A 26,322-nucleotide genomic window follows, 5' to 3' on the forward strand; every position below is an offset into this window, starting at 1 on the left:
GTAAAACAGTGTAAATTCATTTATTCAATGGATGTATTGACTTTTAAGAACAGGATTAAGGTGAGAACAATGACAACATGTGAACAATGCGGGAAACCGATGCAAGATATATTGGAATACGTGGAACACATCCTTCACGAATGCGTGGGGCAGACCCAGGAGTACAAGACAAAAGACTATGGGACATCTGGCTATGAGTGTGTTGGCGAGCAGATGTGATACAATAGAAAGAAACCGGATTCATACGGAACCGAGGTGACAACATGGAGATGGGCTCGGCCCCTTTCCGGCAGGAAATGACGGAACATGAAGCGCAACTGACCAAGACATGTATGTATTGCGGGCAAAAGCGACCTTTGTCCGAATTTCGACGAAGAACCGGAAAGCGGGCTGGCCCGGGAGCCAGACGTGGCGCTTGTCGTCACTGTCGTCAGCTCGGTGGACAAGCCGATAACAATAATACCTCACTCCGGCCTACGGATGAGGCGATAAAGAGTCATAAAGGTGCTGCGGCTGCACGGCCTTCTGCATCTGCAAGTCATACAGCAGAACGGATCGTCGATACAGCAAATAGTACGCCTTCTGTTGCTTCTACTTCAGAAAGACACGAGCAGTCTAAGCCGTCCGTAAGTTCATCTTCTTCGATGGAGGGTGAAACGGCTGACTTCGTTGCTTCTTCAACTGTTTCTTCGCCTTCGGGCAACCGCAAGAAGAGGAGAAGGAGGAGAAAGGCGAAGCGCCCAGAACTGCAGTCGGGTAATGAGCAAACGGAGCCGCTCTCCGGAACTGAGGTGGAGAGCGAGAAGGTAGATCAGCCGCAGACGAGGGCTGATCTGCAAGAAAGGGATTCGCAGACGCATACAGCGAATGCTGATCCATCTGCGAAGCGTGCCCGCGCGCGTATAGCCGCTGGCACGGATCGGGCCGCCGAGCAGGAGATTGCGGCGGCCAAAGCTCTGCTGCTAGCCAAGCCGCAAGGCCCGGCAGCAGAGCCAGGGGCTGCGGATCAGCCGACCGCAGCCAAGCGCAAACGCAAGCGGCGCCGCAAACGTGCTGCCGCGCTGCTGTCCGGCGCAGGACAGGCCCGCAGCATAGCTGAGGCCAGTGCGCCGAACCTGAGCGACCGTGGCGATGCCGCGGTCGCCGGACCCCCAGCAGCAGCCGCGCAGCCTGCCGCTGCTGCAAAGCCCGCCCCCGGCCAAGCGCCGGGCACGGCCATGGAGGCTGCGCCTCCTGCACCTGTGCGCCAGCCAGGCTCGCCCGGGTCAAAGCCACGCCCGGCGCGCAAGGAGCGTGCGCCTAAGGCAGGCGGCGAAGACGCAGCCCGTGCCGGATCATCCGGGCAGCGGGCGCCTGCACATTCCAGCCGCAGTCACGGGGCTGGAACGGAAAGCCGTCCCCGCCGTCATACTCCGGCGGTGCCTGTAGCGATTGATCCGGAAGATCCGTCATCGCTTCGGACGAATCGGCAGGGCATGGTGCGCATGCGTGGCAAGACGGACAAAGGGCGGCGCTGGCATCAGGAAGTGGATATGGAGCTGGCGGTCACGTTGGTCAAGGAAAAAGCCGCTGTTGTGGTTAATCGGTACACGATCCGCCGATTGTTTAGCAACAAGGATTTCAAACGGTTTATTTTGACCCGTGATAACTATACCTGCTACTTCTGTGGATCGTATGGAGACACGATTGACCATCTTCTGCCGCGAGCCAAAGGGGGGCATACCACCCCACTTAACTGTGTCTGCGCCTGCAATCTGTGCAACCAGTCCAAAGCAGCGATGGATGCCGAGGAATTCATGCGTTCCGGTATTCCCGAGTGGAATGCTGCGCATCAGGAAGAGCTGAATGAATTGGCAATGCAGGAAGCTCAGCTAGAATAAACGGTTTATGCGAAATACAAATACTGCCCTAGGCTTGTTCACCAATGATTTCAAGCGGGTATCCGATATATAGAGCACACCAAGACTGAACAGGTCCGGGTGTGCTTTTTTTGTTTTTCAGCGCAGCTGGTGAAATTTCTTCAAATTGACAACGGTACAGCGCTCATATGTACGTTATACTGGGGAGAAGTGAGTCGTGAAACTTCACATCCGTTTACCAGATGTATTTTATAATGGGCACCACATCTTTAGTAAATTTGAACTGTATAGATTGGAGGGAAGCAGATGAACCCGGCATCTTTGGACATCATGTCCTATATTACGGAAGAGAATATTCGTTTTTGGCTGGAGAAGTTTCGCTCCCTGGGCCCTTTACCGGCAATTTTGCTTACCTTTATGAAATCGTTCGTGCCCCCGCTGCCTACACTGCTCATTGTTGGGGTTAACGGAGCGGTGTACGGGCTATGGGCAGGATTTTTATATTCATGGATCGGGATGGTACTCGGCTGTACCGTTACGTTCCTGATTGTACGGGAGATTGGGAAATCGGCTTTTGTGGAACGTTGGGCTAATAAACCCCGTGTACAGCGCAGCATGGTATGGATTCGGCGGAATGCGTTCAGTTATGTGTTTTTGTTGAGTATTTTTCCGGTTGGTCCGTTCGTCATTATTAATGTAGCGGCAGGTATTGCGCGGATGAGATTAATGTCCTTCCTGCTTGCGGTGAGTTTTGGCAAAGCCATTATGATCTTCTGTGTGACGTATATCGGTTCCAATGTAGCTCAGTTTATGGAGCACCCTGTGCGATGGGGCGGCGTGTTGTTGTTTATCGCAGTATCCCTTTGGGCAAGTCGGAAGCTGGAGCGGCATTTTACCCGTTCTTCATCCAATCGTGAGGAAATGAATGATCTGAGTCACTCCTCTGGAAAGTCTATTTCGTCGTAAACTTATGATGATACAAATACGTACGTTCGATTTTGTATGGTTTAGTCGGAGATAACCATCGGTTTAGACTGTTTGGAGGGGGATAAGCATGATTGACAATATCTTTGATTTTGATCAGGAGCTGTACCGTATGGATGAGGACGAGCTGCGTTCGTTATTGCGTACGCTCTATCTCAGCGCAGATATGGCAGTCAGTGATCAAGAACATTCTGTTCATTTTGCAACGAAAATACAGTCGATATTTAAGACATTGGATGAGAATCGGAACCGGGAGAAAGCGGAGCAACAGGCATTAAAGGCACAGATACCACGTGAAATTCATATAGCGATTGGTGAATCGCCACTAGGTAGCATTAAGGTTGCGATGGGCAAGGTTCCAGGTCGCTCGGAGCGGCGGTTTTTCTCTATGAATGACTACTATGCCATCGGTCCATTGGGCGATCTGACGAACAAGGCGGATTTACACCGCAGGCACCTCTGGCTACTTGAGAAACTTTATTTGGGTGAGCATGGAAGTTATGCCGTCCAAGGCATGGATAAGCTGCTTCAATTAAACAACATGTTGAGTTCAATTGATGAAGATACGCGAATCACCATTTGGTATGCGAATAATGCTCATGAGAGAACGGGGCTTTTATATGCCATGCATTTGCTACGTAAAAGGCTGGGGCCTATCTATTTGATCGATACCGGTGCATTATATCAGGAATTATTCAAACTTTCTGAAGTTCAGTATGATGTTCCTAGAACAGGTGAAATTTTTTCTGAGAAGTTGTTATCGATGTGGCAACACTGTGTGAATGCTGAACCGTTGTCTGTGGAGGAACGAAAACACATGGAGCAAGAGTGGGTGAATCTGGCTGTACAGCCAGGACTTCTGCGATTAATGAAGGATGGCCAGATTCAGAGCGTGCCCGAAGACGCGATTGATGAGTACATTATGCAGAAGGCTAGAGAGGTCACGTTAACGAGACAGCCTGGCGAGTTTATAAAATCAGCCCGCGTCGTAGGTGAGGTGCTGGGCCATCTTGAACAAGCTGTCGGAGACGCATTCATTGAATACCGTGTTCGACAGTTGATCATAAAGGGACGGCTTGAGATGGAAGGGAAGCCACATGCCATGCGATTCTACAGTGTGAGGCTCCCCCAGTAACCGAAATGGACTGTTCCCGGTAGTTTTTTTATCCCGGAGCAGTCCATTTATTCTTTCATGTCTTATTCTGATTCCATAACTCCAATAGTGGCCCCTCTTGCCCATAGACTGGATCTGTATCCGGGATGGGAACCTCCTGAATTTCACGCAGAACTTTGGGACGCTCCCCCGGTTCACCCGTTCGGGTATTATAGCTCATGCCACCTGGATAGGCCCCTGCAATGCGGAAATCACGGCTCGCACTCAGCCGCTTATGTCCGGTTCCCGCAGGTAATACGACCACATCTCCTGCATGAAGACGCACAACCTTTCCATGTTGCCCACCAAGAATGAGCTCAACCCAGCCACTAACCACTGCAAGTACTTCATGAGCATTGCTGTGAAAATGATGATAATCAAACACACCGTTAATCCAGCTGTTTCCCCATCCATTTTGGTTCAGTAACGACTCTGCACGAGCGGAATTTGTTGCCCAAATTCCTTTATACAGAAGTACAGGCAGAATCGGATGATTGGGGATCACACCATCGTCCTGAAATAACATCGTTTGTACATTGTTGATGGCCTCTTTCATCGTAAATATCACCTCTCTATGGCATTACCCGTTTATTTCTGGTGAAGAACAAAAAACAATTGTAAAATGATACAAAATGTATCGCTATAAGGTTATAATCAGAACATAGACTCTCTTCAGTAACTTGTTGTATTAATCCAAGGGGGAATGTGCTTGAATATTGTCATTACAGGGGCTTCTGGATTTGTAGGATTTAACCTTTCTCAGTATTTGGCGGAAAAAGGACATCGAATCACCCTGGTGGACCAGGATGATTATTGTCAGAGGCTTGTTCACAGCTCTCCACTTCATGAGATGGCCTTTATCTGTTGTGATCTCGCGAAGGACAGATTCAGCTTGCCGCACGAAACAGACTATATTATTCATCTGGCAGCGATGCCACACGTAGATTATTCGTATCATCACCCCGGAGAAGTGTTTCGTAACAACACCCTCAGTACACAGGCCATTCTGCAATACGCTTCCGATCACCATATTCCCGTGGTGCTGGCTTCATCTGTTGAGGTATACGGAGGGAAGATGGGCAGAGTGTATCATGAATCCGATGAATATGCTCCGGTATCCCCTTACTCCGCTTCCAAAGTAGCCTGTGAGATGCTCGCACGATCCTACGCTCAATGTTACCAGCTTCCTATAAAAATATTTCGTTTAACCAATCTTTATGGACCTTGGCAGTTGCCGGACCGGATTATCCCGCGTAATTTTGGCCGAATGATGGACAGCCTTCCTCTGGATATTCAGGGATCAGCTGTACGTGATTTTTTGTATGTAGATGATGCGCTGCGAGCGATTGAACAGATTATGCTGAATGGACAAGATCAGCAGATCTATAACATTTCGACAGGGCAAGGAACAACCATGCAAGAGATCGGAGATCTTTTGCACCAATTGCATACTTCTAATGGAACGGCGGAGATTCGGGAGCAGGAGCCCACCCAGTCCAGAGGTTCGAGTCTGGTCGTTCACTCGGGAAAATTACGATCAGAGACCGGATGGTTTCCCCAGACGACGCTGGAGCAGGGACTGGAGCAGACCTTTCGATGGTATCAGGAACATCCCGAATGGGTAAGACAATTCAGCCGTGAATACCACACGACAAGAGAAGCACGCAGCTTTATTATCGATATGGCGAGATATGCAGTTCCGGCTATCTAACCAGGGCAAAAAAAGCCAGGGAAGGGTGTAGTGAATAACACCTTCCTTGGCTTTTTTGCGCCCCCGTCGAATCCCGGCTTTCAACCGGTATGGACGGTCGGGCAATGATCCTATATTTACTGCACGAATTGTCGTGCGTGTTCACGTTTAACAAATGGATCTAGTGATGTTTTTTTACATCAGCAATTTTGTCCTGCACAGCACCTTTGGCTTTGTCTTTCTTGCCCTCAGCCTGAAGGGATCTGTTGTTAGTCGCATTACCGATCTGATCTTTCACTTCGCCTTTGGCCTTGTTTACGCCTGCTTTGATTTTATCGCTAGTTGAATTACTCATATCGAACATCTCCTTCGTTTCTGGTGTAGTCCTTATTAACCGGGATGCCCGTATTCTAAACGTTGCTATTGTGATAAGGGCAGAAATTTGTTCTGGATATTCTGTCAGAAATGATCAGTACGAAGAGTCAGTATAAGTATAGGCATTGCATAACCGCGTGCTTCATTAAAGAAATGAGAGGATGTTATGATATGAGCAATTATATTGGAAATGGTGCATATTGCTACGCTAATTCAGCTTCAATGCTGCTGTCGTCCATTGGAGAAAAGGTAGACCCCGGTCTGCTTGAAGCAGTCGGTGGCTTTTCACTAGGGGCCTTTCGAACGCAGGAAGATATGCTTTTTTTTGATAACTGTACCTCTAGTCCTGATCTGGCCATCAGCAAAGCGATGAGCATTCTGGGATTTAGTGTGCGCGAAAGTGTGCAATCACCGGGTACAGAGATGCCTGTAGATGAGCTAAGAGAGGCTTTGAAGCAGGGTCCTGTGATGATGGGTCCGCTGGATATGGGCAAACTCGTCTACAATCCCAACTCTCCCAACCTGGGTGGTTGCGATCATTATGTAGTGGCGTTGAGCATGGAGGGCGATGAAATATGCCTGCATGACCCGGCTGGATTCCCAAATGTCTTCCTAACACTGGATAAACTTGAGGAAGCATGGAAGTCTGAATTCCCGTGGAGCAGCGGTGTGTATCGACGATGGTTGAGTCCTGAACGCATTGAACAGCCTAATCTGGAGGAGATTAACCGCCGCGCTTTTACTTGGTTCAAATCAACGCTTACAGAACAGATCCATGATATTGCTGCACAGGAAGGACGAACAGGAGCTTCAGCGATTCTTCATAAGGCGGAACAGGTTCGTGCTGGAGCAATCGATGGTAATGAGTGGGCTCATTATGTGTATTTTGCTCTGCCAGTAGGCGCGCGTCGTGCCCATGATTATGGGTCATTTTTTAAAACAATCCATCCTGACCTTTCTGCTTTGAAATACGCACAATCCCGCCAATTCGGGGAATGCCAATCCCGTCTTGTCTCCCGGAACTGGGAGGCTGCTGCGACAATCATGGTGGCACTCGCGGAGACGGAAGCCATGATCGAAGCTGCTATTTTGAAGATGGAATAATGTAATTGTAAGTGAAGCAAGGCTATGAGAAGGGGAGATACACATGGATGAATTAGCTGACAATCGCCATATCAGGCCAGGGGAAGATGAGACATTCGAGAATCGGCAAAAGGAGTCGGATGTCGCGCTTATCCAACGAGCCCAAACTGGGGATACAGAGGCTTTTGGTGAATTGATTCACCGTTACCGTGGGCAATTGTTCCGTTATGTGCGAGCACTTACACATGATTCTTATCTCGCAGAAGATATTTTACAGGATGGGCTTATTCGGGCGTTCATTCATATGGGGCAGCTTCAGAATGCCGAGCGTTTCATGGCTTGGATGCAGCGCATTGTGCGTAATCAGGCGTACTCACATATGCAACGCCGAGAGCAGCAGCGTGAACAACATTTTTCTTCTTTCCTTGCATTTGGAGCCGATGATCTCTCATGGAGCGATCAAGACTCGCTCGACATGACGCTGAACCATCTTTTGAATGACACCGAACGGATATCGCAGGAAACAGGCTATGATCCGTATCAAGCTGTTGCTCAGCAGGAAATGAGGAATAATCTCTACAAGCTGCTGGGATGTCTGAATTTAAGAGAGCAGCAGGTCTTCACATCGTATTGGATGGAGCAGCTGTCACCGCAAGAAATTGCCTGTAAATTCAATCTGACAAGTGCCAATGCGTATCAAATTCTGTCCCGTTCACGTAAAAAAGTGTCGCAGCTTCATATTCATTTATCCGTAGAAGAAATGCTGGCAGAGTGGAATTCACTCGGGCAAAATCGAGTGATTCTGGAGGAACCCCTTTCGTTTCGGGCTCCCCAAACCTGGAACTCGGCAGCAGCATCCATTCACGAGATGTTAGGTTATATCGGTTCATCTCCATCTCTCCCCATGGTTATGGGGATGAGTGGACTTTCTTTTCGTCTGACCATCCTGCCTCAGGACATACATATCGCTGGACCCACCGCCTATAACTTCAAAGAGGTACTTATCAGAGGATTGCACCATATGGGTTATCGTTCCCATGCGGTTGAGGCTTTGGCGAGCGAAGCGGGACTCAATGCCAATCTGATCGATCCTTCGATGCTAGAGGAGAAAGCGAAGGGGAAAAGGTTGCTAAATCCAAGGCTTGTTCGGGCCCTCTCCTTGATTCGTTACTCCATTCATAGGGGAATTCCGGCCGTAGTATGGGACCTGAATATTCCCGAATTCGGATTGATTTATGGCTATGATGATGCAGCCCGGACCCTGTACGGTACAGATTTCATTAAATCAGTGACAATTCCCTATGATCATGTGGGCCGGGGGGTGAATCAGGAAGTATTTGTACTGGCAGCGGAATCAGATGGCATGATACGAGAAATGAACTTGCGCGCGGCACTGACAGATGTTTTGGCTCATTATCGTGGGGAGGACCCGTATACCTTGTCGAACACAGTCAGTGGTCTGGCTGCTTATGCGGTCTGGAGAGAAGCCCTAGAATACAGAAGGGTAGAACCGAACGGTCACGCTTATAACATTGCGGTTTTGAGGGATGCAAGACGTTATGCAAGTGAGTTTTTCAGGGAACTTTGTCTGAAGTGGGCTTCGATTCCCCGCTATTCCAGCTTGATTCCATTCTGTCTTCAGGCGGAAGAGTTATATCGAAACATGTCCCAAAGGTTAAACGTGCTCAAACAGTGTTTTCCTTTTCCTGAAGGCGGAAAGCCAAACGAGAAGCTTCAGGTCGATCAAGCTATCTCGATACTTCTGGAGGTGGAGGAATTAGAGCGAGCTGCTGTCGTTGCAATAAAAGCGTTGCTTGAAGAAATGGATCAGCATTCCCCAGAAATCGTTATGGTGTGGCCGAAATGTAACGATTAGATCTGGCGAACAGTGAAAGAAATATCAGGAGGCAGGACGATCCGTCAGGCCTTCTTTCTGTCTTTTTTGCTTTCGTGCCAGGATAGGTTCATACTTGAACAAGAAATGATGTCATTTCAGGAATAAGGCTGCACCCCTAGCTGCATAATAACGACAGTGACCAATTTCGTTGCATGAAATTCATGGTTTTGGAAAACAATTCCTGAAAAATTCAGTTGAAAAAATCCTTCCTTGTGTACATATCGCACATATGGTCATATGTGATCTTGTCTTCCTACCACATGTGGTAGGATTACGGATCTGGGACAGGAGAATAATCGATTTTAATCCGACCACAATGCTTGACAAAAAAATCGATTTTGTTACAATGTTCACAATATCTTCACAAGTGTAAAAAATTTCTTTTTCATGTTCATGTGTAAGAGGTGTAATATAGGGGTATAGAGTTCGGTTTCGGCCTGCTTGTCGTTTTGCGTCAACACATGTTGTCCGCAATAGACCCAAGATACAATACACGATGTGGGAACGGCCCTTGGGCTATGCTCATTCTATTGTGTGAAATTTGGTACATTTAGTTGTATTGGATGTATTTGTGGTTCGGCTCTGCTTGACAGGCATCATGAAAGTCGCGGACTTCTATCCCAAAGTAAAGGAGGACTTTCTCTTATGTCACAATCGCCTACTCAACAAGAGGTGCCGGTTACAGAAGGTGCCGACGTTTCCCAACGCCAGTCCTTGGACGTACTGGATCAATTGATGAAGCCTGAGGTACAGGAGTCTCTGACCGTTCTGGTGGAGAACTTGCCTAAACTGGCTGAAATGGTCACTGCTATGACCAAAGCTTATGACTTTGCACAAAGCGTAGCTACAGACAAAGTTCTGATCAGCGACACAATGAGCGCAATGGGCGAGTTTGCTAAACCTGTTGTAGACAAAGCTAAAGGTGTAGCTTCTGCTGCCATCGAAGCAAGTGATCGTGCGCAAGCCGAGCAAACTTCGGTTGGTTTGTTCGCTATGCTCAAAATGCTTAAAGATCCAAACGTACAACAAACGCTTCGTTTTGCTCAATCATTCCTGAGCATCCTGAACGAGCGTCAACAACAGCAACGTTAAGATTAGAAGAACGGAGGATGGATATGTCGAAGCAAATTTTGATCTTGGGCGGAGGTTACGGTGGTCTGTTGACTGCGCTGACTGCGCGTCAATACCTGACACCGGAAGAAGCGACTATTACAGTCGTGAACCGTTACCCTACGCACCAAATTATTACGGAACTGCACCGTCTTGCAGCAGGAAGCATTGCTGAAAAAGCAGTTGCCCTTCCACTCGAAAAATTGCTGAGTGGTAAAAATGTGAACTTGAAAATCGATACGGTGGATACAATCAAGCCGGACGAGAAAAAAGTTCTCATGACTAGCGGTTCTACTTACTCTTACGATGCACTCGTTGTTGCCTTGGGCAGTGAAACGGCATTCTTCGGAATTCCGGGATTGCAGGAGTACAGCTTCACGCTGAAATCCGTTAGCGATGCTAACCGCATTCGTGCACACGTGGAAGCTCGTTTGGATGCTTACAAACAATCCGGCAACAAAGCAGACGCTACGTTTGTTATCGGTGGCGGTGGTTTGACAGGTATCGAGCTTGTTGGTGAATTCGCTGACCTTCTTCCGGCTGTATGCCAAGAAAAAGGTATCGACTTCAAAGAAGTTTCCCTGTACACGGTTGAAGCAGGTCCTTCCATCCTGGCAGGATTCCCGCCAGAACTGGTTGAGCGTGCAAAAGCGAGTCTAGAAAAACGTGGCGTTAACTTCATCGTTGGCGTAGCGATTACCGAAATGAAAGAAAATGAAGTTCTGCTGAAAGACGGAAGCTCAATCCCTACGAACACACTCGTATGGACAGGTGGCGTTCAAGGTAATGCAGTTGTTGCCAACAGCGGAATTGAAGTGGATCGTGGCCGTGCGAAAGTTACGGAAGTACTGCAATCCACATCCCATAAAGACGTGTTTGTTGCTGGTGACAGCGCAGTGGTCTTCCCTAGCGAAGGCGCTCGTCCATACCCTCCAACAGCACAATTGGCTTGGCAAATGGGTGAAACTATTGGTCACAACTTGGGCGTAATGTTCAAAGGTGGCGCAATGGAATCCTTCACACCAGTATTCTCCGGTACACTGGGAAGTCTGGGTCGTAAGGATGCTGTCGGCATGATCGGTGGCAACCAGACTCGTCTGAAAGGTCTGCCAGCAACCATGATGAAAGAAGCAAGTAACATCCGTTACCTTGCTCATATTCACGGTTTGTTTGCACTGGCTTACTAATACCTGTACGCCATGCAGCAGAAAGGTACCCCTCTTGGGGTGCCTTTTTTTATTTTTAACCAGCAAGGGTTTGGCATAGGGGCTAAGTTCCTTGAAGTGATATATAGGAGTGTATTCGTTGTTATCAGAGATGTTGAAGAAAAAAGTGCTCGGTATAAACCGTATAGGGTGTATGGTATATTAAAGGGAAGACGTGTTATCCGCATCACACCAGATGCGCTGAACGGTAGTAATACATAGCAGCCGGCGCTTAGAAGCGTCGGCTTTCGTTTAAATTAAAGACAAGTCTGTTTTATAAAAAAAGCTAGCTTATAAAAGGAAAACCGAGAGGAGAATGACATATGAACGTATTAGTCATTGGAGCGAACGGACAAATCGGCAAATTTCTGGTGCAGCAACTGGCACAGGAAGGGAAACATCAAGTCACCGCGATGATTCGCAAACCGGAGCAGGCAGATGCACTGAAGCAGTTTGGTGCCAATGTGGTGATTGGCGATTTGGAAGGCAGCGTGGATGATCTGGCCGAGGCAATGAAAGATCACAATGCCATTGTGTTTACAGCGGGTTCCGGTGGATCTACGGGCGAAGACAAAACATTGCTCATTGATCTCGATGGTGCGGTGAAAACAATGGAGGCGGCACAGCAGCAGGGAATTACCAGATATATTTTGGTCAGTGCGTTTGGGGCAGATCAGCGGGAGAAGTGGTCCGACGCCATTAAGCCGTATTACGTGGCGAAGCATTATGCCGATCGGGCGTTGTTCGCAAGTGATCTGAATTACACCATTATCCGTCCAGGTGGTTTGAAAAATGAGCCGGGTACCGGCAAAATCTCTGTAGGAACAGATCTGAAACCGGGAAGTATTCCACGTGAAGATGTGGCTCGTGTAATCGCTGCTTCCCTCCAGGAGGAGAAGACGTATCGAATGGCTTTTGATCTGATCGCCGGGGATGAATTGGTAGAGGATGCCTTAGGTAAATTGTAATTCGTATTGTAATATAACGGGAGTATGGAATGACGGAATGAGGGGGAGCTTTGCATGAAGGAAGCCGTGCTGGTGATCGAGGATGAGCCCAAAATTGCACGCCTGCTTGAACTGGAACTACAGTATGAGGGATATCAGGTGGGCAAGGCTGGCAGCGGAACGGAAGGGCTGGAGATGTATGGGGACGGGCAATGGGATCTAATTCTGCTGGATATTATGCTGCCGGGTCTGAGTGGTATTGAAGTGCTGCGGCGCATACGTGCCAAAGATGCGACCGTGCCCATTCTGATGCTCACAGCCAAAGACTCTGTGGAAGACAAAGTCTCCGGACTCGATCTGGGGGCCAATGACTATATTACAAAACCGTTCCGCATCGAAGAACTGCTCGCGAGAGTGCGTGCTGCACTGCGCCTGAGTGCTGCATCGGCTGCTGCCCATTCTTCCTCTTCGGTTCCACGGGACACGGCGCAATCATCAGATCACACGGCGGAGAGTGAGACAGGCTGGCTCACCGCAGGTGGATTGAAGCTGAATGAAGGAACCCGTGAGGTATCCAGGGATGGTCAATCGATTGAGCTTACCCCGCGTGAGTTCGATCTATTGGTGTATCTGCTGCAAAACCAGCGCCAGGTGCTGAGCCGGGATCAGATTGTTCAGGCCGTCTGGGGATACGATTATTATGGAGATACCAATGTGGTGGATGTGTATATCCGTTATGTGCGCAAAAAGGTCGATAACGGATTCACACCACCCTTAATACATACCGTTCGGGGTGTTGGTTACGTCCTGAAGGAGCAAGTATGAGCCTGCGCAGCAAAATCTACGGATACTCGTCCGTATTGTTCGCCGTGCTGCTGATTGCCGTCAATCTGTCGGTGTATATCGTGTTTGAACGGATGTCGATCGATAACGAGATCAAGCGGGTAGAGGCTGAGGCCGAGTCTGTTGTAAAAGGAGTGCGCCAGTCTGCCGGCTCCATTCCGCCGGACGACTTGCTCCGGGCCTACGCGCCGCTGGACGGCATGCTGCGGATCGTCAATGAAGACGGCACCAGCTCCCCGCCGGTGACGACATCGGCTGAGGAGCAGCTGAGCAAGCTGTCCTACAAGTACGAAAGTCAGAAGAAGTCCGAGTATATCCAAGTGGGGCAGATCGGTTATGTCTGGGTGTCTGTGCCCGTGATCTGGCCGGATGGTGAAGTGGTGAATCTACAAGTCACCGAGAGCATAGAGGATACCGAGAATCGCCTGTCTGTGCTTCGTACAGTTCTTGTTGCCGTGACCATCATCGCGCTGATTCCGGCCATCATCTCCAGCCGTATTCTGGCGAACCGGATGACACGGCCGATCCAGCAGATGACACGTACGATGAGTGATATCCAGTCAAGCGGCCAGTTCAAGCGACTTCCGCTCGATGAAAAATCGAAGGATGAGCTGAAAACGATGGGGCAGACGTTTAACCGCATGATGGATCTGCTGGAATCCAACTTCGAGCGGCAGGAGCGCTTTGTTTCTGATGCTTCTCATGAACTGAAAACACCACTTACCATCATTGAAAGTTATGCCAGTCTGCTGCAACGACGAGGTAAGGATCGACCCGAAGTATTCGACGAGGCAGTAGAAGCCATTCTGTCCGAATCTGTGCGTATGCGGGAGATGACCGAGCAGCTGCTATTGCTGGCAAAGCAGCCAGAGCAGTGGAATGTACAGCTGGAGCGGGTGGATATCACCCAACTTGCGCTGGATTCCACACGTGCATTTTGCGAAGCCTATCATCGGGAAGTTCACTGCGATGACCCAGGCAGGATATGGGCGATTAGCGATGTGAGCAAGTTGAAGCAGCTGCTTTTTATTTTGCTGGACAATGCTCGTAAGTATAGTGAGGATGCCATTGAAGTCCGGCTGGAGGCAAAGGGGCAGGAATGTCGGATACGTATTGTGGATAAGGGGATCGGCATGCGGGAAGAGGAACTGTCCAAGGTGTTTGACCGTTTCTATCGTGTTGATCAGGCCAGAACACGCAGCGGGGGAGCAAGTGGTTCAGGCTTGGGACTGTCCCTGGCCAAAGATATCGCAGAAGCCGTGGGCGCACGTATTGAATTGAACAGCACCGAGGGCAGAGGAACCGAGGCTTCGATTATTTTGCCCACATCCGTACAGAACGGATCGCTCTCATGAAAATCTCATTCTTCTCTTATATACTGGTAACACAGTACGATTAGGGATCACAAGAGAGTGCGTAAGGGAGGGAACATGATGGAAGAGCATGAGGGGCGTCCGGAAATGAAACGGGAAGAACAACAGCGCAAAGGATGGGCGAAGCCAAGACGTTCATTTTGGTGGGGTGCGGGATTCCTGGCTCTTCTTGTCGTTATAGCGATCATGTGGTGGAGGCCGTGGCAATCAGACCGCGTGATGTTAACAGCAGATGCAGCGGCCCAATCGGTCTTGAATCAATATCCTGGAGAAATCGTAAATTCCACGTTGAAGGACGGAACCTACATCATGCAGCTCCGCTCTGAAACCGGACTGTATGACGTACAAGTTGATGCGGTTACGGCGACCGTGAATTCCATTAAACGGCTGGAGTCCAACCCGCAAGCCGAGGAGAAGACGTTATGGAGTCGGGAACAGATCAAGACGGAATTGCTGAAACAAACGGATGCCGAACTGGTGTCGCTTGAACTCGTCGAGCAGCAGGGAAGTCCGGTGTATTTGGCGTTATTCAAGATGAAGGACAATACTCGGGAGCAATGGACCATTGATCCGTATACTGGAGTGAAACAGTCTTCAAAGACGCTGGAAGCCTCTTCACCCGACCCGACGACAGGGGAAGGCACCAAGACTTCATTTCTGAGCGAGAAAGAAGCAGAGCAGAAGGCACTGGCTAAGGTTCCTGGTGAAGTGGATGATATCGAACTGCGTGGAACGAATAGTGGCAATCCGTATTATCTGGTTGAAATTGACCTGGATGACGGTCGTGAGGCCATTGTACAGGTAAATGCCATTTCGGGCGCGATTCGTTCGGTCACTTGGGATGAAGACGAAGATTAAAGGTATGGAAGCCATTCTGTGAGGTTCTCACTCATTTTCTCATCAAATTCTAATCTAACTCTCGCTGAACTCTCATCCGTACAGGTTAATCTATAACTGTAGACGAGAACGAGAACAACAACGAGGAGATGAATGATGATGATGAACAAACATAAACTATGGATTGGCAGCTTGTCGGCAGCGGTGTTGCTCGGAGGATCAGCCGCTCTGGCTAGTGGGAGTGTAAATGGACAATCGGTACAGCCTACGCAAACGTCCACTACACAATCAGTAACACAAACCCAGAACAACACAGGTACATTGCTGACGGTCGCACAGGCCAAAGAAGCAGCCTTGAAAGCAACGGATGGCAAAGTGGATGATGTGGATCTGGAGCGCAGAAACGGCCAAACGTTCTATGAAGTTGAAATCGACAAAAAAGGTAGTAATGACGTTGTTGTTCGTTTGGATGCCTACACAGGTAAAATCCTTGCAGTAGTCGATGATAAAGATTACGATGACGACGATGATTATAATGGGACTGTGGCAGGTACTACTTCTTCCAATCAAGCTGCTTCAAAACAGGTTAAACTGACAGAGGCACAAGCTTCGAACATTGCCTTGAAACAGGTGACAAGCGGAAAAGTAACCGAAATCGAACTGGATCATGATAACGGCCGTTATGTCTATGAAGTGGAACTGAGAACAGCAAATGGCGAAGCCGATGTAGACGTCGATGCCAATACAGGCAAAGTGCTGTCGGTTGACCAGGATTTTGACGACGAAGATTAAGAAATAACGTATATTATAGGGATTTGGCTTGTGTATAAGAGAGGACGCTTCGGATGAAGCGTCTTTTTGCTGCTCACTCCATAAGTTCAGTGTGTAATCGTACATGTTCCGCCGTATTGTTCACTATTCGAGCAGGGGGATGGCGGATACAATCGTAATCAGGAGGTGAGTGCCGAGCCAGTCTGAGAAGCAGGTAATCTTAGAAATGCATCATCGATCGGAGGAAGAAGAGACGTATCGATTTTATTGTAAGCGCTTTATAAACGGATTACGGAGGTGTGTTTTTCTATGAATGAGGGTTGGTTCAAAAAGAAAACAAATTCACATCGTTTCACTCGTCGTCTATGTTATCTACTTGCTCTAATCTTGGCGCTACAATCGCTAGGCATGCTGGTCGCTCCAGGACAACAGGCTTCCGCTGCTCCACTCAGTGTAACCAACGGGGTACAGTTCAAGGATACGAACGGCAATGTCATTCATGCCCATGGGGGCGGGATGATTAAGGCTAACGGATACTATTACTGGTTTGGGGAGAATCGCAACCCTAATGGAACGTTCAAGGCGGTTTCCGTATATCGTTCAGCAGATTTGAAAAACTGGGAGTATCGCAATGATGTGCTCACCAGCAGCTCGGCTGCCGAGTTGAACATTTCCAACATCGAACGCCCGAAGGTCATCTATAACAGTGCAACAGGCAAGTATGTTCTTTGGATGCATAAGGAAAACGGGGTTGACTACGGTGAAGCCAGAGTGGCGGTAGCGACCTCAAGTACAGTGGATGGCAATTATACGTATGTAGGCAGCTATCGGCCGCTTGGCTATGATTCGAGAGACATGACAGTTTACAACGACAACGGAACAGCTTATCTCATCTCAGCGACCAAAGTGAATGCCGACCTGAATATCTACAAGCTGACTCCAGATTTTCTCGGTGTGGAATCGCTCGTAACGACGCTGTGGCCGGGTCAATATCGTGAGGCACCTGCCATGTTCAAAAAGGGTGGCGTCTACTTCCTGATCACATCCGGGGCTACGGGATGGAATCCGAATCAGGCCAAATATGCGACCGCTACCAGCATAACTGGCACATGGAGCGGCCTGAGCAACTTTGGAGATAGTACAACCTATGGTTCCCAATCGACCTACGTGCTTCCGGTGGAAGGCTCACAGACAACATCCTATCTTTATATGGGTGATCGCTGGGCTGGCGCCTGGAGCGGACCAGTGCAGGATTCTAAGTATGTGTGGCTGCCGTTGTCTTTCCCAAGTGCAACCAGTCTGGCGATGAACTGGGCAAGCACGGTTACCATTGATGCAGCCACGGGTTCCGTAACCGGAGTGGATACACCCGATGTATGGGACCCGAATGCTTCGTATCAGTTGATTAGTCGCAAAAGCAATAAATTGCTTCATGTCATCGGTGGTTCTGCGGATAACGGTGCCGATCTGGAGCAGCGGGCAGACGGCGGAACGACCAGCCAGCAGTGGCAGATCACGGATGCGGGTGGCGGTTATGTCAAAATCATCAATCGTTCCAGCGGCAAGCTAATCGGTGTAGAGAATGGCTCTACAGCAGATGGAGCTGTTATTGAACAATGGAGCGATGGCGGCTGGGCCAGTCAGCAATGGCAGTTGATTAGTGTCGGCGGTGGTTATTATAAATTGAAAAACCGCAGCACAGGCAAGGTGCTTGATATTTCGGGACAATCCCTGGCAGACGGGGCTGCTGCAATTCAGTGGACCGATAATGGCGGTACGAATCAACACTTCCAGATTGTTAAGGTGCAATAAGGATTTATTTTAAGGTGAGAGGTGATTCATCGAGAAGATCATGCGAAACCCTTGTCCCGCACCTATAGGTGGGACAAGGGTTTTGTGATGTTTTCACTCCTGTTACGTGAATATTAGTGCTGAGATGATGTTCAGAGGATTTATCATGTTGCGATGTATTTCCGATCATTACTATCCCAATCTGTGGTAAACTAGTAGAATTGTAGAAATAGTAGAGACAGGGGCTGGATAACGAAGTGAGTGAAAAACAGGTACTGTCAATTGAAGGCTTGCGTATGCGGTATAACGGTCGTTATGTGCTCAATGGGATTGATCTGGAAGTGAATCGGGGCGAGATGATTGGATATATTGGTCCGAACGGTGCGGGTAAAAGCACGACGGTCAAGATTTTGCTTGGGCTAGTTGAGGGATATGTGGGTACGGTCCGCATCTTTGGCAAGGATATCGCGGATGGTGACGCGGAATATAAGCGAAGAATCGGTTATGTACCGGAAGTCGCGGAGCTATACGAGCAATTAACCCCGGCAGAGTATCTGACCTTTATAGGAGAATTGTACGGGTTGTCCTATGAAGATGCCGATTATAAGGCGAAGCAGTTGATGGATTGTTTTGGACTGGAAAAATCATATCATTCCCGCATTGCTTCCTTCTCCAAAGGCATGCGTCAGAAAGTGCTGCTGATCTCCGCGCTGCTGCATGACCCGGATCTGTTGTTCCTGGATGAACCACTCAGCGGACTAGACGCTAACAGTGTGATGGTGGTAAAAGAGATTTTGACACAGCTGTCGGCCAAGGGCACAACGATATTCTATTCGTCACATATCATGGATGTGGTGGAGAAGATCAGCAGCCGAATCGTTCTGATTGCCGAAGGACGTGTGATGGCGGATGGTACGTTCAGGCAGCTCCAGCAGCAATCCATGGAAGGCTCACTGGAGGAAGTATTCAATCAACTGACGGGCTTCAATGAGCATCGGGCAATTGCAGAACGTTTTGTGTCCATCTTGCAGGAGGTGTACTGATATGGCGGAATCCTCCGACTTCCGCACGCTGAAGATTCTGGATCGTTTTCGGCCGATCATCGCCAGAACAGGAGCGGATTATGACGTACTGCGTTTGATTCTACGGGTGAAGTTCCAGATGGATCAGCGGAGGGTACCGACGGTATTGTCTGCACGAAATGGAAATAAGGAGCAGAAAGAAGGCAATCTGTATCTGCGTTCCCTCTGGTTATACGCACTGATGGGGCTGATTATGGTTCCGTTTGTTGTCTGGGATACGGGACACTTTATGCTCCAGATGGGTCTAGTGACCGCCATGCTGATGTTTATGATCATGACCTCCATGATCTCCGACTTTTCTTCGGTACTGCTCGATATTCGGGATCGTAATATCATCATGACCAAGCCGGTAAATGGACGCACTGTTGGCTTGGCTCGTGCCATTCACGCAGGGGTTTATTTGTTCCTCCTGACAGGCTCTCTGACGGCTGCACCGCTGGTAGCCGGATTGATTGCCCACGGGATCGGCTTTTTCCTGCTTTTTCTGGTGGAACTGGTGCTGATTAATATGTTAATTCTGGTGACCACGTCCCTGATCTATCTATTCATGATGAAGTTTCTGGATGGCGAGAAACTTAAGGACATGATCAATATGATGCAAATCCTGCTTTCCATCGGGATTGCCGTAGGTTATCAGCTGGTCATACGTTCGTTCAGCATCATCGACTTTAATATGGTGTTCACACCTGCCTGGTGGCAGTTACTGCTGCCTCCGGTATGGTATGCAGCGGCATTTGAGTTGCTGTTCGGCGGCGGGGGAGATGCCTGGCTGTATACTTTCTCAGCGCTTGCTGTGATCGTTCCAATGGTCAGTCTGTTGGTGTACGTGAAGCTGATGCCTTCCTTCGAATTGTATTTGGAGAAAATGGCACACGCAGGTCAGGCCTCTGGACGAAGACGTGGGAATTGGGATCGCATCATGGCGAAGGTATTCTCCCGTTCCAGAGAAGAGCAGGCGTGCTTTCGTTTGTCTGCCAGTATGATGCGAAGTGAAAGGGAGTTCAAGCTGAAGGTATACCCGTCGATGGGGTTATCTTTTGTATTGCCCTATGTATTCTGGTTCACCCAATTGCAGAGTTCTTCGTGGGCAGAATTTAGGGAAAGCTCCTTCTTTTACACACTATATATTGTGCTCTTGCTGATTGTGTCTGTTGTGACCATGCTGAAGTATTCCGGACAATACAAGGCGTTTTGGACCTTCCGGGCAGCCCCTCTGGCCAATGAGAATGTGCTATATAGTGGAGCGCTAAAAGCTTTCTTATGCAACATGTTCTTACCCGTATTTATATTGAACGCCATTGTATTTGTGTGGACCTTTGGGTTAAGAATTCTTCCTGATCTGATCGTAATATTTTTGGTGGCAACTGCACTTATTCCGCTGTCTGGAAAGTTGTTGATGCGAAAACCGCCGTTCTCCCAATCCTTTAGTGTGGCCGGGCAAAGTGACGGCTGGCTCGTCTTTGCCTTCTTTCCGCTCATGGCACTGTTATGGGGACTGCATGTATTTATCCGCACGATACCAGCGGGCATCTGGATCTATGTAGCACTACTGGTTTCGATCAATATGCTGTTCTGGACGATGCTGCATCGAGTGAAGCGGGCTTCTGTAACGGTTGAAGGTTAAGGCGGGCGGTAGTCGGTTGAGGATGAATGTGAAGTTTAGTAGATGGAATCCTGAAGAAAAGTTGATTGAAGCCAATCCGGTGTTGATGAATCGGATTGGCTTTTTTACGTTTTTTCTAATTCTTTACGTGATGCACTGATTTTTAACTGCGGAGAAAATGATATGGCGAACTGTAACAGTGATCTCGATTCTGGAATAATTAACGAGCCACTAGTAAATATGCAAAATCGGTATGCTAAGCATGAGGTTTTCCGCTTTGCAGGACAGCTTCTGCCAGCTGATCTGCTGCATCCGCCGTGGACAGGGCAGACTGCTTTGCTATCGCATAGACCTTGGACAGTGTGCCCGCAATCCCCGCCACCTTTTGGCGGATCAGGTCGGGCCCTGCGCCCTCCAGCTCGTAGGCGGTGCTGATGATTCCGCCTGCGTTGAGCACATAGTCAGGCGCGTACAGAATGCCGCGCGCCTGCATGCGGCGAACAACCAGCTCCCGGTGGCTGAGCTGGTTGTTCGCCGCCCCGGCAACGATGGAGCAGCGCAGCTCCTCCACCGTTGCCGGGGTCAATACGCCCCCTAGGGCACAGGGGGCGAACACCTTGCAGTCAGCGGTGTGAATATGGGCCGGATCGGCCGAAATGGCGCCGCTGAACTGCACAAGGGCACGTTGTACACGTTCGGGTACAACGTCTGCCACAATGAGCCGTGCCCCGGCTGCATGCAGGTAACGGCACAGGGCATACCCGACCTTGCCCAGTCCCTGGACGGCAACGGAAATGCCCTGCAAGGCGTCAATGCCTTGGTGACGCAGCGATGTCACAATGCCAGTGTATACACCGTAGGCGGTCATCTCAGCTGTGAAATCATCTTGTGCACCAAGTGATCCGGTCGTGTCCGTCACATGTACCGTTTCCAGCCGGATCTGGTCCATATCTGCCGCCGTAGTGCCCAGATCCAGGCCTGTCACATAACGTCCGTTCAGTCGTTCCAGATAGCGGCCCAGAGAACGGAACGTTTCGGCACGCCGGCAGGCTTGTAGGTTGTTTTTGGATGTCTTATCTAAACCCTTATCTAATCCGTTCGATGTATCCTTGCCTTTAATGATGTTCGCTTGGAGTCCGACATCCTGTTTGCCTTTTCTGGGATTCAGATTGTTGTCTGGGCTGGCCTCATCCGATTGGGTGACCAGTTCGGCGGGCACATCCCATACCACAGCTTTGCCGCCGCCATATGGCAGACCGGAGACCGTCGATTTGTAGGTCATGCCCTTCGCGAGTTTGATGGCATCCCGAACCGCTTCTTCCTCCGATGCATACGTCCAGCAGCGGCATCCCCCGATTGCGGGACCCAGCACCGTACTATGGATGGCGATGACGGCTTTAAGCCCGCTCCGTGGATCATGGCAAAATATGAGTTCTTCCATACCTTCCCGCTGCATCTCGTGCCACAACTGCATGACAGTTCCCCCTTTTGGTAGCCGTCGTTTCCCGAACCTGTTTGCCTGTACGCCTCAATCGAATTGCTGTTGGTTCAGCATATTCAGACACGCCGATTTTCGCCCCTGGGTCTCAGGCCGGTTGATAATGAGTGAAAAGGGCTCTATAATGTCAGTTCCGGCTTGCCAGTGGGCAGAAAATAGAAAATGCAGTCCAATTTACGTTCAACCGTTTAAAATGACCGCATAACGTCCAATGATGGAGATAGAGTAAACATGCAGAAGAATAAATGATATGTAGAGGAAGCGGAAAGAAGGCACGCAACAAACGGCCCATTCCGTTGTGAAAGTCAGGAAAGAGGGATTGCGATTGTTTAAAATATTGGTATTTATCTTTTTGATCCAAATTGTGTATGTATCTGCTTATACACTTCGAATGATTCTGACGCTCAAAGGACAGAAATATATTGCTGCGCTCATCAGTATGGGCGAAATTGTGATCTACGTACTCGGTCTGAATCTGGTACTCAAATATCTGACCCAGCCATCTGCGTTAATTGTATATGCTGTTGGTTACGGGCTAGGGGTATTGCTAGGTGCCTGGATTGAAGAGAAGATTGCACTCGGTTACGTTACCGTTAAGGTTATTTGTAACCAGATGGGCGGGGATGTAGCGAATGCCTTGCGGGATAAAGGATACGGTGTCACCGCCTGGGTTGGTAGTGGACGAGATGGAGATCGGCTGGTTATGGAGATTTTGGCGAAACGCAAAAACCAGAAACTGCTGTATCAGACGATTCTGGAGCTTGATCCCAAAGCATTTGTCATCACCGTTGAACCCAAACAGTTCCATGGCGGGTTCTGGACACGTTCCATCAAAAGATAAATTATGGCAGGTCTGCAGCAGGTGCAGGCCTGATTTTCAGTTGTAAATATAACATTTGTTAAATTTTCAAATAAAGTTATCATTCAAAGTATTTTCGACTAATTGAATAATACGCTGGTTTCTCACCGTTTTTATCAATAAGAGATACTTGTAGCAATTCTTTGATTGTTTTGCGGATTGTCATTTCGGATTTATTTAAAATTTCAGCCAATTCTTTGATGGTCAGTCCGTTTTCTGTAACAAAGAAATGGTTTTGGGCTAAGATAAACATGATATGGCGATATATGGAATCTTTATCTTTAAGTCTGTAATCTTTAGACAGTTTGTTCTCAGTAATTTTAAGTAATTCAATTTTTTCTTTTAACTCTCCACTCATTTTGCTAAGCGTTTCAAGAATAATTTCAAGGAAAGATTCAATAAAACAATTCATTTCGCCCCGACTCTTAATACTATTTGTAATCTCGAAAGTCTCCAGGTACTTGTTCCGATACGTATTGCACCCTCTAGATAGAGACAGTGTACCGATCTCACCAAGTACCTCTATCAAATATAAGCTACTAATGAAGCGAGAACTTCTGCCATTACCGTCATAGAATGGGTGGATATAACCAAAGAAATAATGGCCAACGGCCACTCTAATCATCAGCGGAATCTCGTCATGGGTATTCATAAAGTTTAATAACTGTTCTATTGCACGATAAACTTCTTTTTCTGGTGTCATTCCCTGGTGAATAATCTTTCCGCTGCCCGATTTTTTATAAATATAGGTTGCTTCTTCTCTGAAAATTTCGCCATCGGGTAATTCGCTCGAGTCAATCTCGCCATTTGTAATCTCATCATAGATTTGTCTTATATCTTGGGGTGAACCGGGGTACTTCATTTCATTGTTTAATAGAGCCAAATAAGATTTAATCATACTGTCAAACCTGTTTTTAGATTTTCTTTTTAATTGAATCTCTTTCGTGCTTCTTGCGATCTCTTCGCGTGAACTCCTTACTCCTTCCAAATCATTGGTATTGTATAGTTCTTCTACCAAGCACTCATTAATAAATTGCTGTTGAGCTACCGTAGGGAGCTGTTCAAACGTTTTCTGAAACTCTCGAGATATGAGATGGATATTGTTGACGAGGGTTAACAAGTGGTTAGTGGGAACATAGTAAAGCTCATATTCATTTGGCTGGTTCATTGGTTTTATTTTTAGTCCCATTCGTACTGTTGACTCATAATTGAATCTCTGTTGATATGTAGTGTTAAATTCACTAGCACTTTTTTCATGATAAATTTTATGAATATACCTCATTCCATCACCTCTTATCTATAATTAAAGATATTTTTACATATAAAAGGCGAAATGTACATATCTATTTATAAAAATGAGCTTGTTTTTATAAATAGAATGAAGTGATGGAGTGGTTATTTATCATTTATAACCTTTATGTGGGCACCACAAGTACATCTGCCGTGGCCATTTTTTTTAATTTTGACTTCTTTACTACAGGAAGGGCAAGTGACATACATTGAATGAACACCTCCAGGATATTCATAGTTTAGACTTGAATAATAGATAATATTCTCAAAAAATCTTAAGTAATCGCTAAATTATGGTAGAAGGGCTCTATACATAAGTTAAGTGCGAACGATGCCAGGTTGCATACGGTACAATCCCTGAAGATACGATCACATATACATAGAATCTGAGATAAGGATTATTGTTGTAATTCCTCCCAACATTTACATTTAGGACAAGTCCTTCGTGACATGCGGATGGCAGAGATGGACGGACGCAATCATTATAATTAGGGAGGAATGGTTTTATGAAAAGCAAAATTCGAACATGGTGCAGTGCCGCGCTGGCTCTGACGTTGGGCTTCACCCTACTGTCTGGACCGACAAGTGTACAGGCAGCAGGCAATGCAGATTACAATCTTACAGGTTTCTCCCAAGGCAATACGGGTGGAGGTACCATCAGCGAATCTGACACGTCCAAGTATAAGAAGGTATACAATGCAACGGATCTCGCAGCGGCGCTGAAAAAGAATTCCGGTGTCAAAGTCGTCGAGATTATGAACGACCTGAATCTGGGATGGAACGAAATTCCGAGCGCTGCACAGACATCGCCTTTTGCCAAGCATAATGATGCGCTGACTCATCCTGTGCTGAAACAAACAGGTGTCAGCAAGCTGACCATCGACAGCTTCAATGGCCTGACCATCTTCTCAGCCAACGGGGCCAAGATCAAGCACGGAGCCATCAGCGTCAAACGCAGTTCCAACGTTATTATCCGCAACCTCGAATTCGATGAGTTATGGGAATGGGATGAAGCGACCAAAGGTGACTACGACAAAAATGACTGGGATTATATCACTCTTGAGGAGAACAGCAACGTTTGGATTGATCACTGCACATTCAATAAAGCCTATGACGGGCTTGTCGATTCGAAAAAAGGAACGAGCGGTGTGACCATCTCCTGGTCCCTCTTCAAAGGGGATGACGGCAGCTCAAACAGCTGGGTTACCCAGCAAGTTAACGAGTTGGAAGCGAACAAGGCTTCCTATCCGATGTACAACTACCTGCGCAGCAGCGCGGTTGGGCTCAGCAAAGCCGATATCATTGCCATTTCGTCTCCTCAGAAAAAAGGTCATTTGGTTGGTTCGACCAGCTTCGAATCGGCCAATGCCAATCTGTCCATGACCCTGCACCATAACTTGTACAAAGATATCCAGGATCGCATGCCGCGTCTGCGCGGAGGCAATGCGCACGCCTACAATATTGTGATGGATGCGACAGGGGCACGTGCGGCCAAATCCAGAATCACTTCTGCGATGGCAACGGCGATTTCGTCCAAAGGGTATCATTTTGATATCATCGGCAACGGAGCGATTTCCACTGAAGATGGTGCAGTACTGGTCGAAAAGTCGGTGATCAAAGACGTACTGTTCCCGGTCCGTAATAACCAGACGGATCCGGCCGATGCAACGTATACCGGTAAAATTCAGGTGAATGATACGATGTATTCTCTGGATGGAAGCTCATTCCGTGGAAATAGTGATACATCCGGCAGTCCGCTCAGCCCGGTTCCGGCCGCAGTGAAAGCTTTCTCCTGGAACGGATTCTCGGCACTTCCTTACAGCTACACTACCGATGATCCAGCGACACTGAATGCACGCCTCACCGGTTCGAGCGGAGCAGGTGCAGGCAAATTATCCTGGTCCAAAGACAACTGGCTGAAGACGAGTTACTAGGCTGTAACAGGAGTTAGGTTTTTGGAATCGAGTGGAGAGTGGCCGTGATCTATAGTGGTTCCTGACCACTTTCTCTTTTTTTCATAAGCAAAGAGTGCTCCTGCAGCCGTAATGGCCGGGAGCACTCTTTTTGTGGAA

The 26,322-nt window shown here is 48.2% G+C and carries 23 protein-coding genes; 18 read left to right on the forward strand and 5 right to left on the reverse strand.

Features of this window, described 5'->3' with window-relative positions; genetic code table 11:
- Positions 1–263: 263 nt before the first annotated feature.
- From CRO25_RS34145 to CRO25_RS14150, 3 genes are all read left to right on the forward strand, one after another.
- Positions 264–1,880 carry an HNH endonuclease gene (locus tag CRO25_RS34145; RefSeq protein WP_306291810.1) on the forward strand — a complete coding sequence of 539 codons (1,617 nt, stop codon included), beginning with the start codon at positions 264–266 and terminating at the stop codon, positions 1,878–1,880.
- Between the two features lie 285 nt (positions 1,881–2,165).
- A complete protein-coding gene (locus CRO25_RS14145; RefSeq protein ID WP_063568231.1) occupies positions 2,166–2,825 on the forward strand; it encodes a TVP38/TMEM64 family protein in 660 nt (219 codons plus the stop codon).
- 88 nt (positions 2,826–2,913) lie between these two features.
- Positions 2,914–3,978 (forward strand): DUF1835 domain-containing protein, encoded by a 1,065-nt coding sequence (locus CRO25_RS14150; RefSeq protein ID WP_079695430.1) that lies wholly within the window; start codon positions 2,914–2,916, stop codon positions 3,976–3,978.
- Positions 3,979–4,033: 55 nt separating this feature from the next.
- Here CRO25_RS14150 and CRO25_RS14155 read toward each other — a convergent pair whose 3' ends face one another.
- Positions 4,034–4,552 (reverse strand): cupin domain-containing protein, encoded by a 519-nt coding sequence (locus CRO25_RS14155; protein ID WP_063568229.1) that lies wholly within the window; start codon positions 4,550–4,552, stop codon positions 4,034–4,036.
- A gap of 147 nt (positions 4,553–4,699) precedes the next feature.
- On the opposite strand from CRO25_RS14155, the gene CRO25_RS14160 reads away from it, so the two are divergent.
- The gene (locus CRO25_RS14160) at positions 4,700–5,707 is read left to right on the forward strand and encodes an NAD(P)-dependent oxidoreductase (protein ID WP_079695431.1); all 1,008 of its coding nucleotides are present in this window, start codon (positions 4,700–4,702) and stop codon (positions 5,705–5,707) included.
- A gap of 160 nt (positions 5,708–5,867) precedes the next feature.
- Here the strand turns inward: CRO25_RS14160 and CRO25_RS14165 are convergent, their stop codons facing one another.
- The gene (locus tag CRO25_RS14165) at positions 5,868–6,041 is read right to left on the reverse strand and encodes a CsbD family protein (RefSeq protein WP_064506464.1); all 174 of its coding nucleotides are present in this window, start codon (positions 6,039–6,041) and stop codon (positions 5,868–5,870) included.
- 191 nt (positions 6,042–6,232) lie between these two features.
- Between CRO25_RS14165 and CRO25_RS14170 the strand changes: the two genes are divergently transcribed.
- The 12 genes from CRO25_RS14170 to CRO25_RS14225 all read left to right on the forward strand — a co-directional run bounded on the left by CRO25_RS14170 (position 6,233) and on the right by CRO25_RS14225 (position 20,624).
- A complete protein-coding gene (locus CRO25_RS14170) occupies positions 6,233–7,165 on the forward strand; it encodes a hypothetical protein (RefSeq protein WP_079695432.1) in 933 nt (310 codons plus the stop codon).
- Positions 7,166–7,208: 43 nt separating this feature from the next.
- Entirely contained in the window at positions 7,209–9,020 is a 1,812-nt protein-coding gene (locus CRO25_RS14175; RefSeq protein WP_079695433.1) for an RNA polymerase sigma factor, read from the forward strand.
- A 666-nt stretch (positions 9,021–9,686) separates the two neighbouring features.
- A complete protein-coding gene (locus tag CRO25_RS14180; RefSeq protein WP_024629786.1) occupies positions 9,687–10,133 on the forward strand; it encodes a DUF1641 domain-containing protein in 447 nt (148 codons plus the stop codon).
- Between the two features lie 23 nt (positions 10,134–10,156).
- Positions 10,157–11,338: an NAD(P)/FAD-dependent oxidoreductase gene (locus tag CRO25_RS14185; protein WP_063568226.1), complete on the forward strand. Its 1,182-nt coding sequence runs from the start codon at positions 10,157–10,159 to the stop codon at positions 11,336–11,338.
- Between the two features lie 341 nt (positions 11,339–11,679).
- Positions 11,680–12,324: an SDR family oxidoreductase gene (locus tag CRO25_RS14190; RefSeq protein WP_079695434.1), complete on the forward strand. Its 645-nt coding sequence runs from the start codon at positions 11,680–11,682 to the stop codon at positions 12,322–12,324.
- 54 nt (positions 12,325–12,378) lie between these two features.
- A complete protein-coding gene (locus tag CRO25_RS14195; RefSeq protein WP_079695435.1) occupies positions 12,379–13,128 on the forward strand; it encodes a response regulator transcription factor in 750 nt (249 codons plus the stop codon).
- Positions 13,125–14,501: an ATP-binding protein gene (locus tag CRO25_RS14200; RefSeq protein WP_079695436.1), complete on the forward strand. Its 1,377-nt coding sequence runs from the start codon at positions 13,125–13,127 to the stop codon at positions 14,499–14,501. The genes CRO25_RS14195 and CRO25_RS14200 overlap by 4 nt, the downstream gene beginning before the upstream one ends.
- Positions 14,502–14,579: 78 nt before the next feature.
- The gene (locus CRO25_RS14205) at positions 14,580–15,377 is read left to right on the forward strand and encodes a PepSY domain-containing protein (protein WP_179132181.1); all 798 of its coding nucleotides are present in this window, start codon (positions 14,580–14,582) and stop codon (positions 15,375–15,377) included.
- Between the two features lie 138 nt (positions 15,378–15,515).
- The gene (locus CRO25_RS14210) at positions 15,516–16,148 is read left to right on the forward strand and encodes a PepSY domain-containing protein (RefSeq protein ID WP_179132182.1); all 633 of its coding nucleotides are present in this window, start codon (positions 15,516–15,518) and stop codon (positions 16,146–16,148) included.
- Positions 16,149–16,436: 288 nt separating this feature from the next.
- Positions 16,437–17,939 (forward strand): RICIN domain-containing protein, encoded by a 1,503-nt coding sequence (locus CRO25_RS14215; RefSeq protein ID WP_090994638.1) that lies wholly within the window; start codon positions 16,437–16,439, stop codon positions 17,937–17,939.
- 236 nt (positions 17,940–18,175) lie between these two features.
- Positions 18,176–18,961 (forward strand): ABC transporter ATP-binding protein, encoded by a 786-nt coding sequence (locus CRO25_RS14220; RefSeq protein ID WP_079695439.1) that lies wholly within the window; start codon positions 18,176–18,178, stop codon positions 18,959–18,961.
- A gap of 1 nt (position 18,962) precedes the next feature.
- The gene (locus CRO25_RS14225) at positions 18,963–20,624 is read left to right on the forward strand and encodes a hypothetical protein (protein ID WP_079695440.1); all 1,662 of its coding nucleotides are present in this window, start codon (positions 18,963–18,965) and stop codon (positions 20,622–20,624) included.
- 235 nt (positions 20,625–20,859) lie between these two features.
- Here the strand turns inward: CRO25_RS14225 and CRO25_RS14230 are convergent, their stop codons facing one another.
- Together CRO25_RS14230 and CRO25_RS33365 are read right to left on the reverse strand one after the other, a co-directional pair.
- Positions 20,860–22,077 carry a Glu/Leu/Phe/Val dehydrogenase family protein gene (locus tag CRO25_RS14230; protein ID WP_079695441.1) on the reverse strand — a complete coding sequence of 406 codons (1,218 nt, stop codon included), beginning with the start codon at positions 22,075–22,077 and terminating at the stop codon, positions 20,860–20,862.
- Positions 22,019–22,168, reverse strand: a complete 150-nt coding sequence (locus tag CRO25_RS33365; RefSeq protein WP_179132178.1) for a hypothetical protein — start codon at positions 22,166–22,168, stop codon at positions 22,019–22,021. The genes CRO25_RS14230 and CRO25_RS33365 overlap by 59 nt, the downstream gene beginning before the upstream one ends.
- Before the next feature lie 258 nt (positions 22,169–22,426).
- Between CRO25_RS33365 and CRO25_RS14235 the strand changes: the two genes are divergently transcribed.
- Positions 22,427–22,942 carry a DUF2179 domain-containing protein gene (locus CRO25_RS14235; protein ID WP_053782622.1) on the forward strand — a complete coding sequence of 172 codons (516 nt, stop codon included), beginning with the start codon at positions 22,427–22,429 and terminating at the stop codon, positions 22,940–22,942.
- Positions 22,943–23,021: 79 nt separating this feature from the next.
- On the opposite strand, the gene CRO25_RS14240 is transcribed toward CRO25_RS14235, so the two are convergent.
- Complete coding sequence (locus CRO25_RS14240; protein WP_218843445.1) at positions 23,022–24,128, reverse strand: Fic family protein; 1,107 nt, start codon at positions 24,126–24,128, stop codon at positions 23,022–23,024.
- Between the two features lie 628 nt (positions 24,129–24,756).
- On the opposite strand from CRO25_RS14240, the gene CRO25_RS14245 reads away from it, so the two are divergent.
- Complete coding sequence (locus CRO25_RS14245) at positions 24,757–26,184, forward strand: hypothetical protein (protein ID WP_079695443.1); 1,428 nt, start codon at positions 24,757–24,759, stop codon at positions 26,182–26,184.
- The last annotated feature ends 138 nt before the right edge of the window (positions 26,185–26,322 follow it).

This window comes from Paenibacillus sp. RU5M (genome assembly GCF_900221055.1).
GTDB classification, from domain to species: Bacteria; Bacillota; Bacilli; order Paenibacillales; family Paenibacillaceae; genus Paenibacillus; species Paenibacillus marchantiae.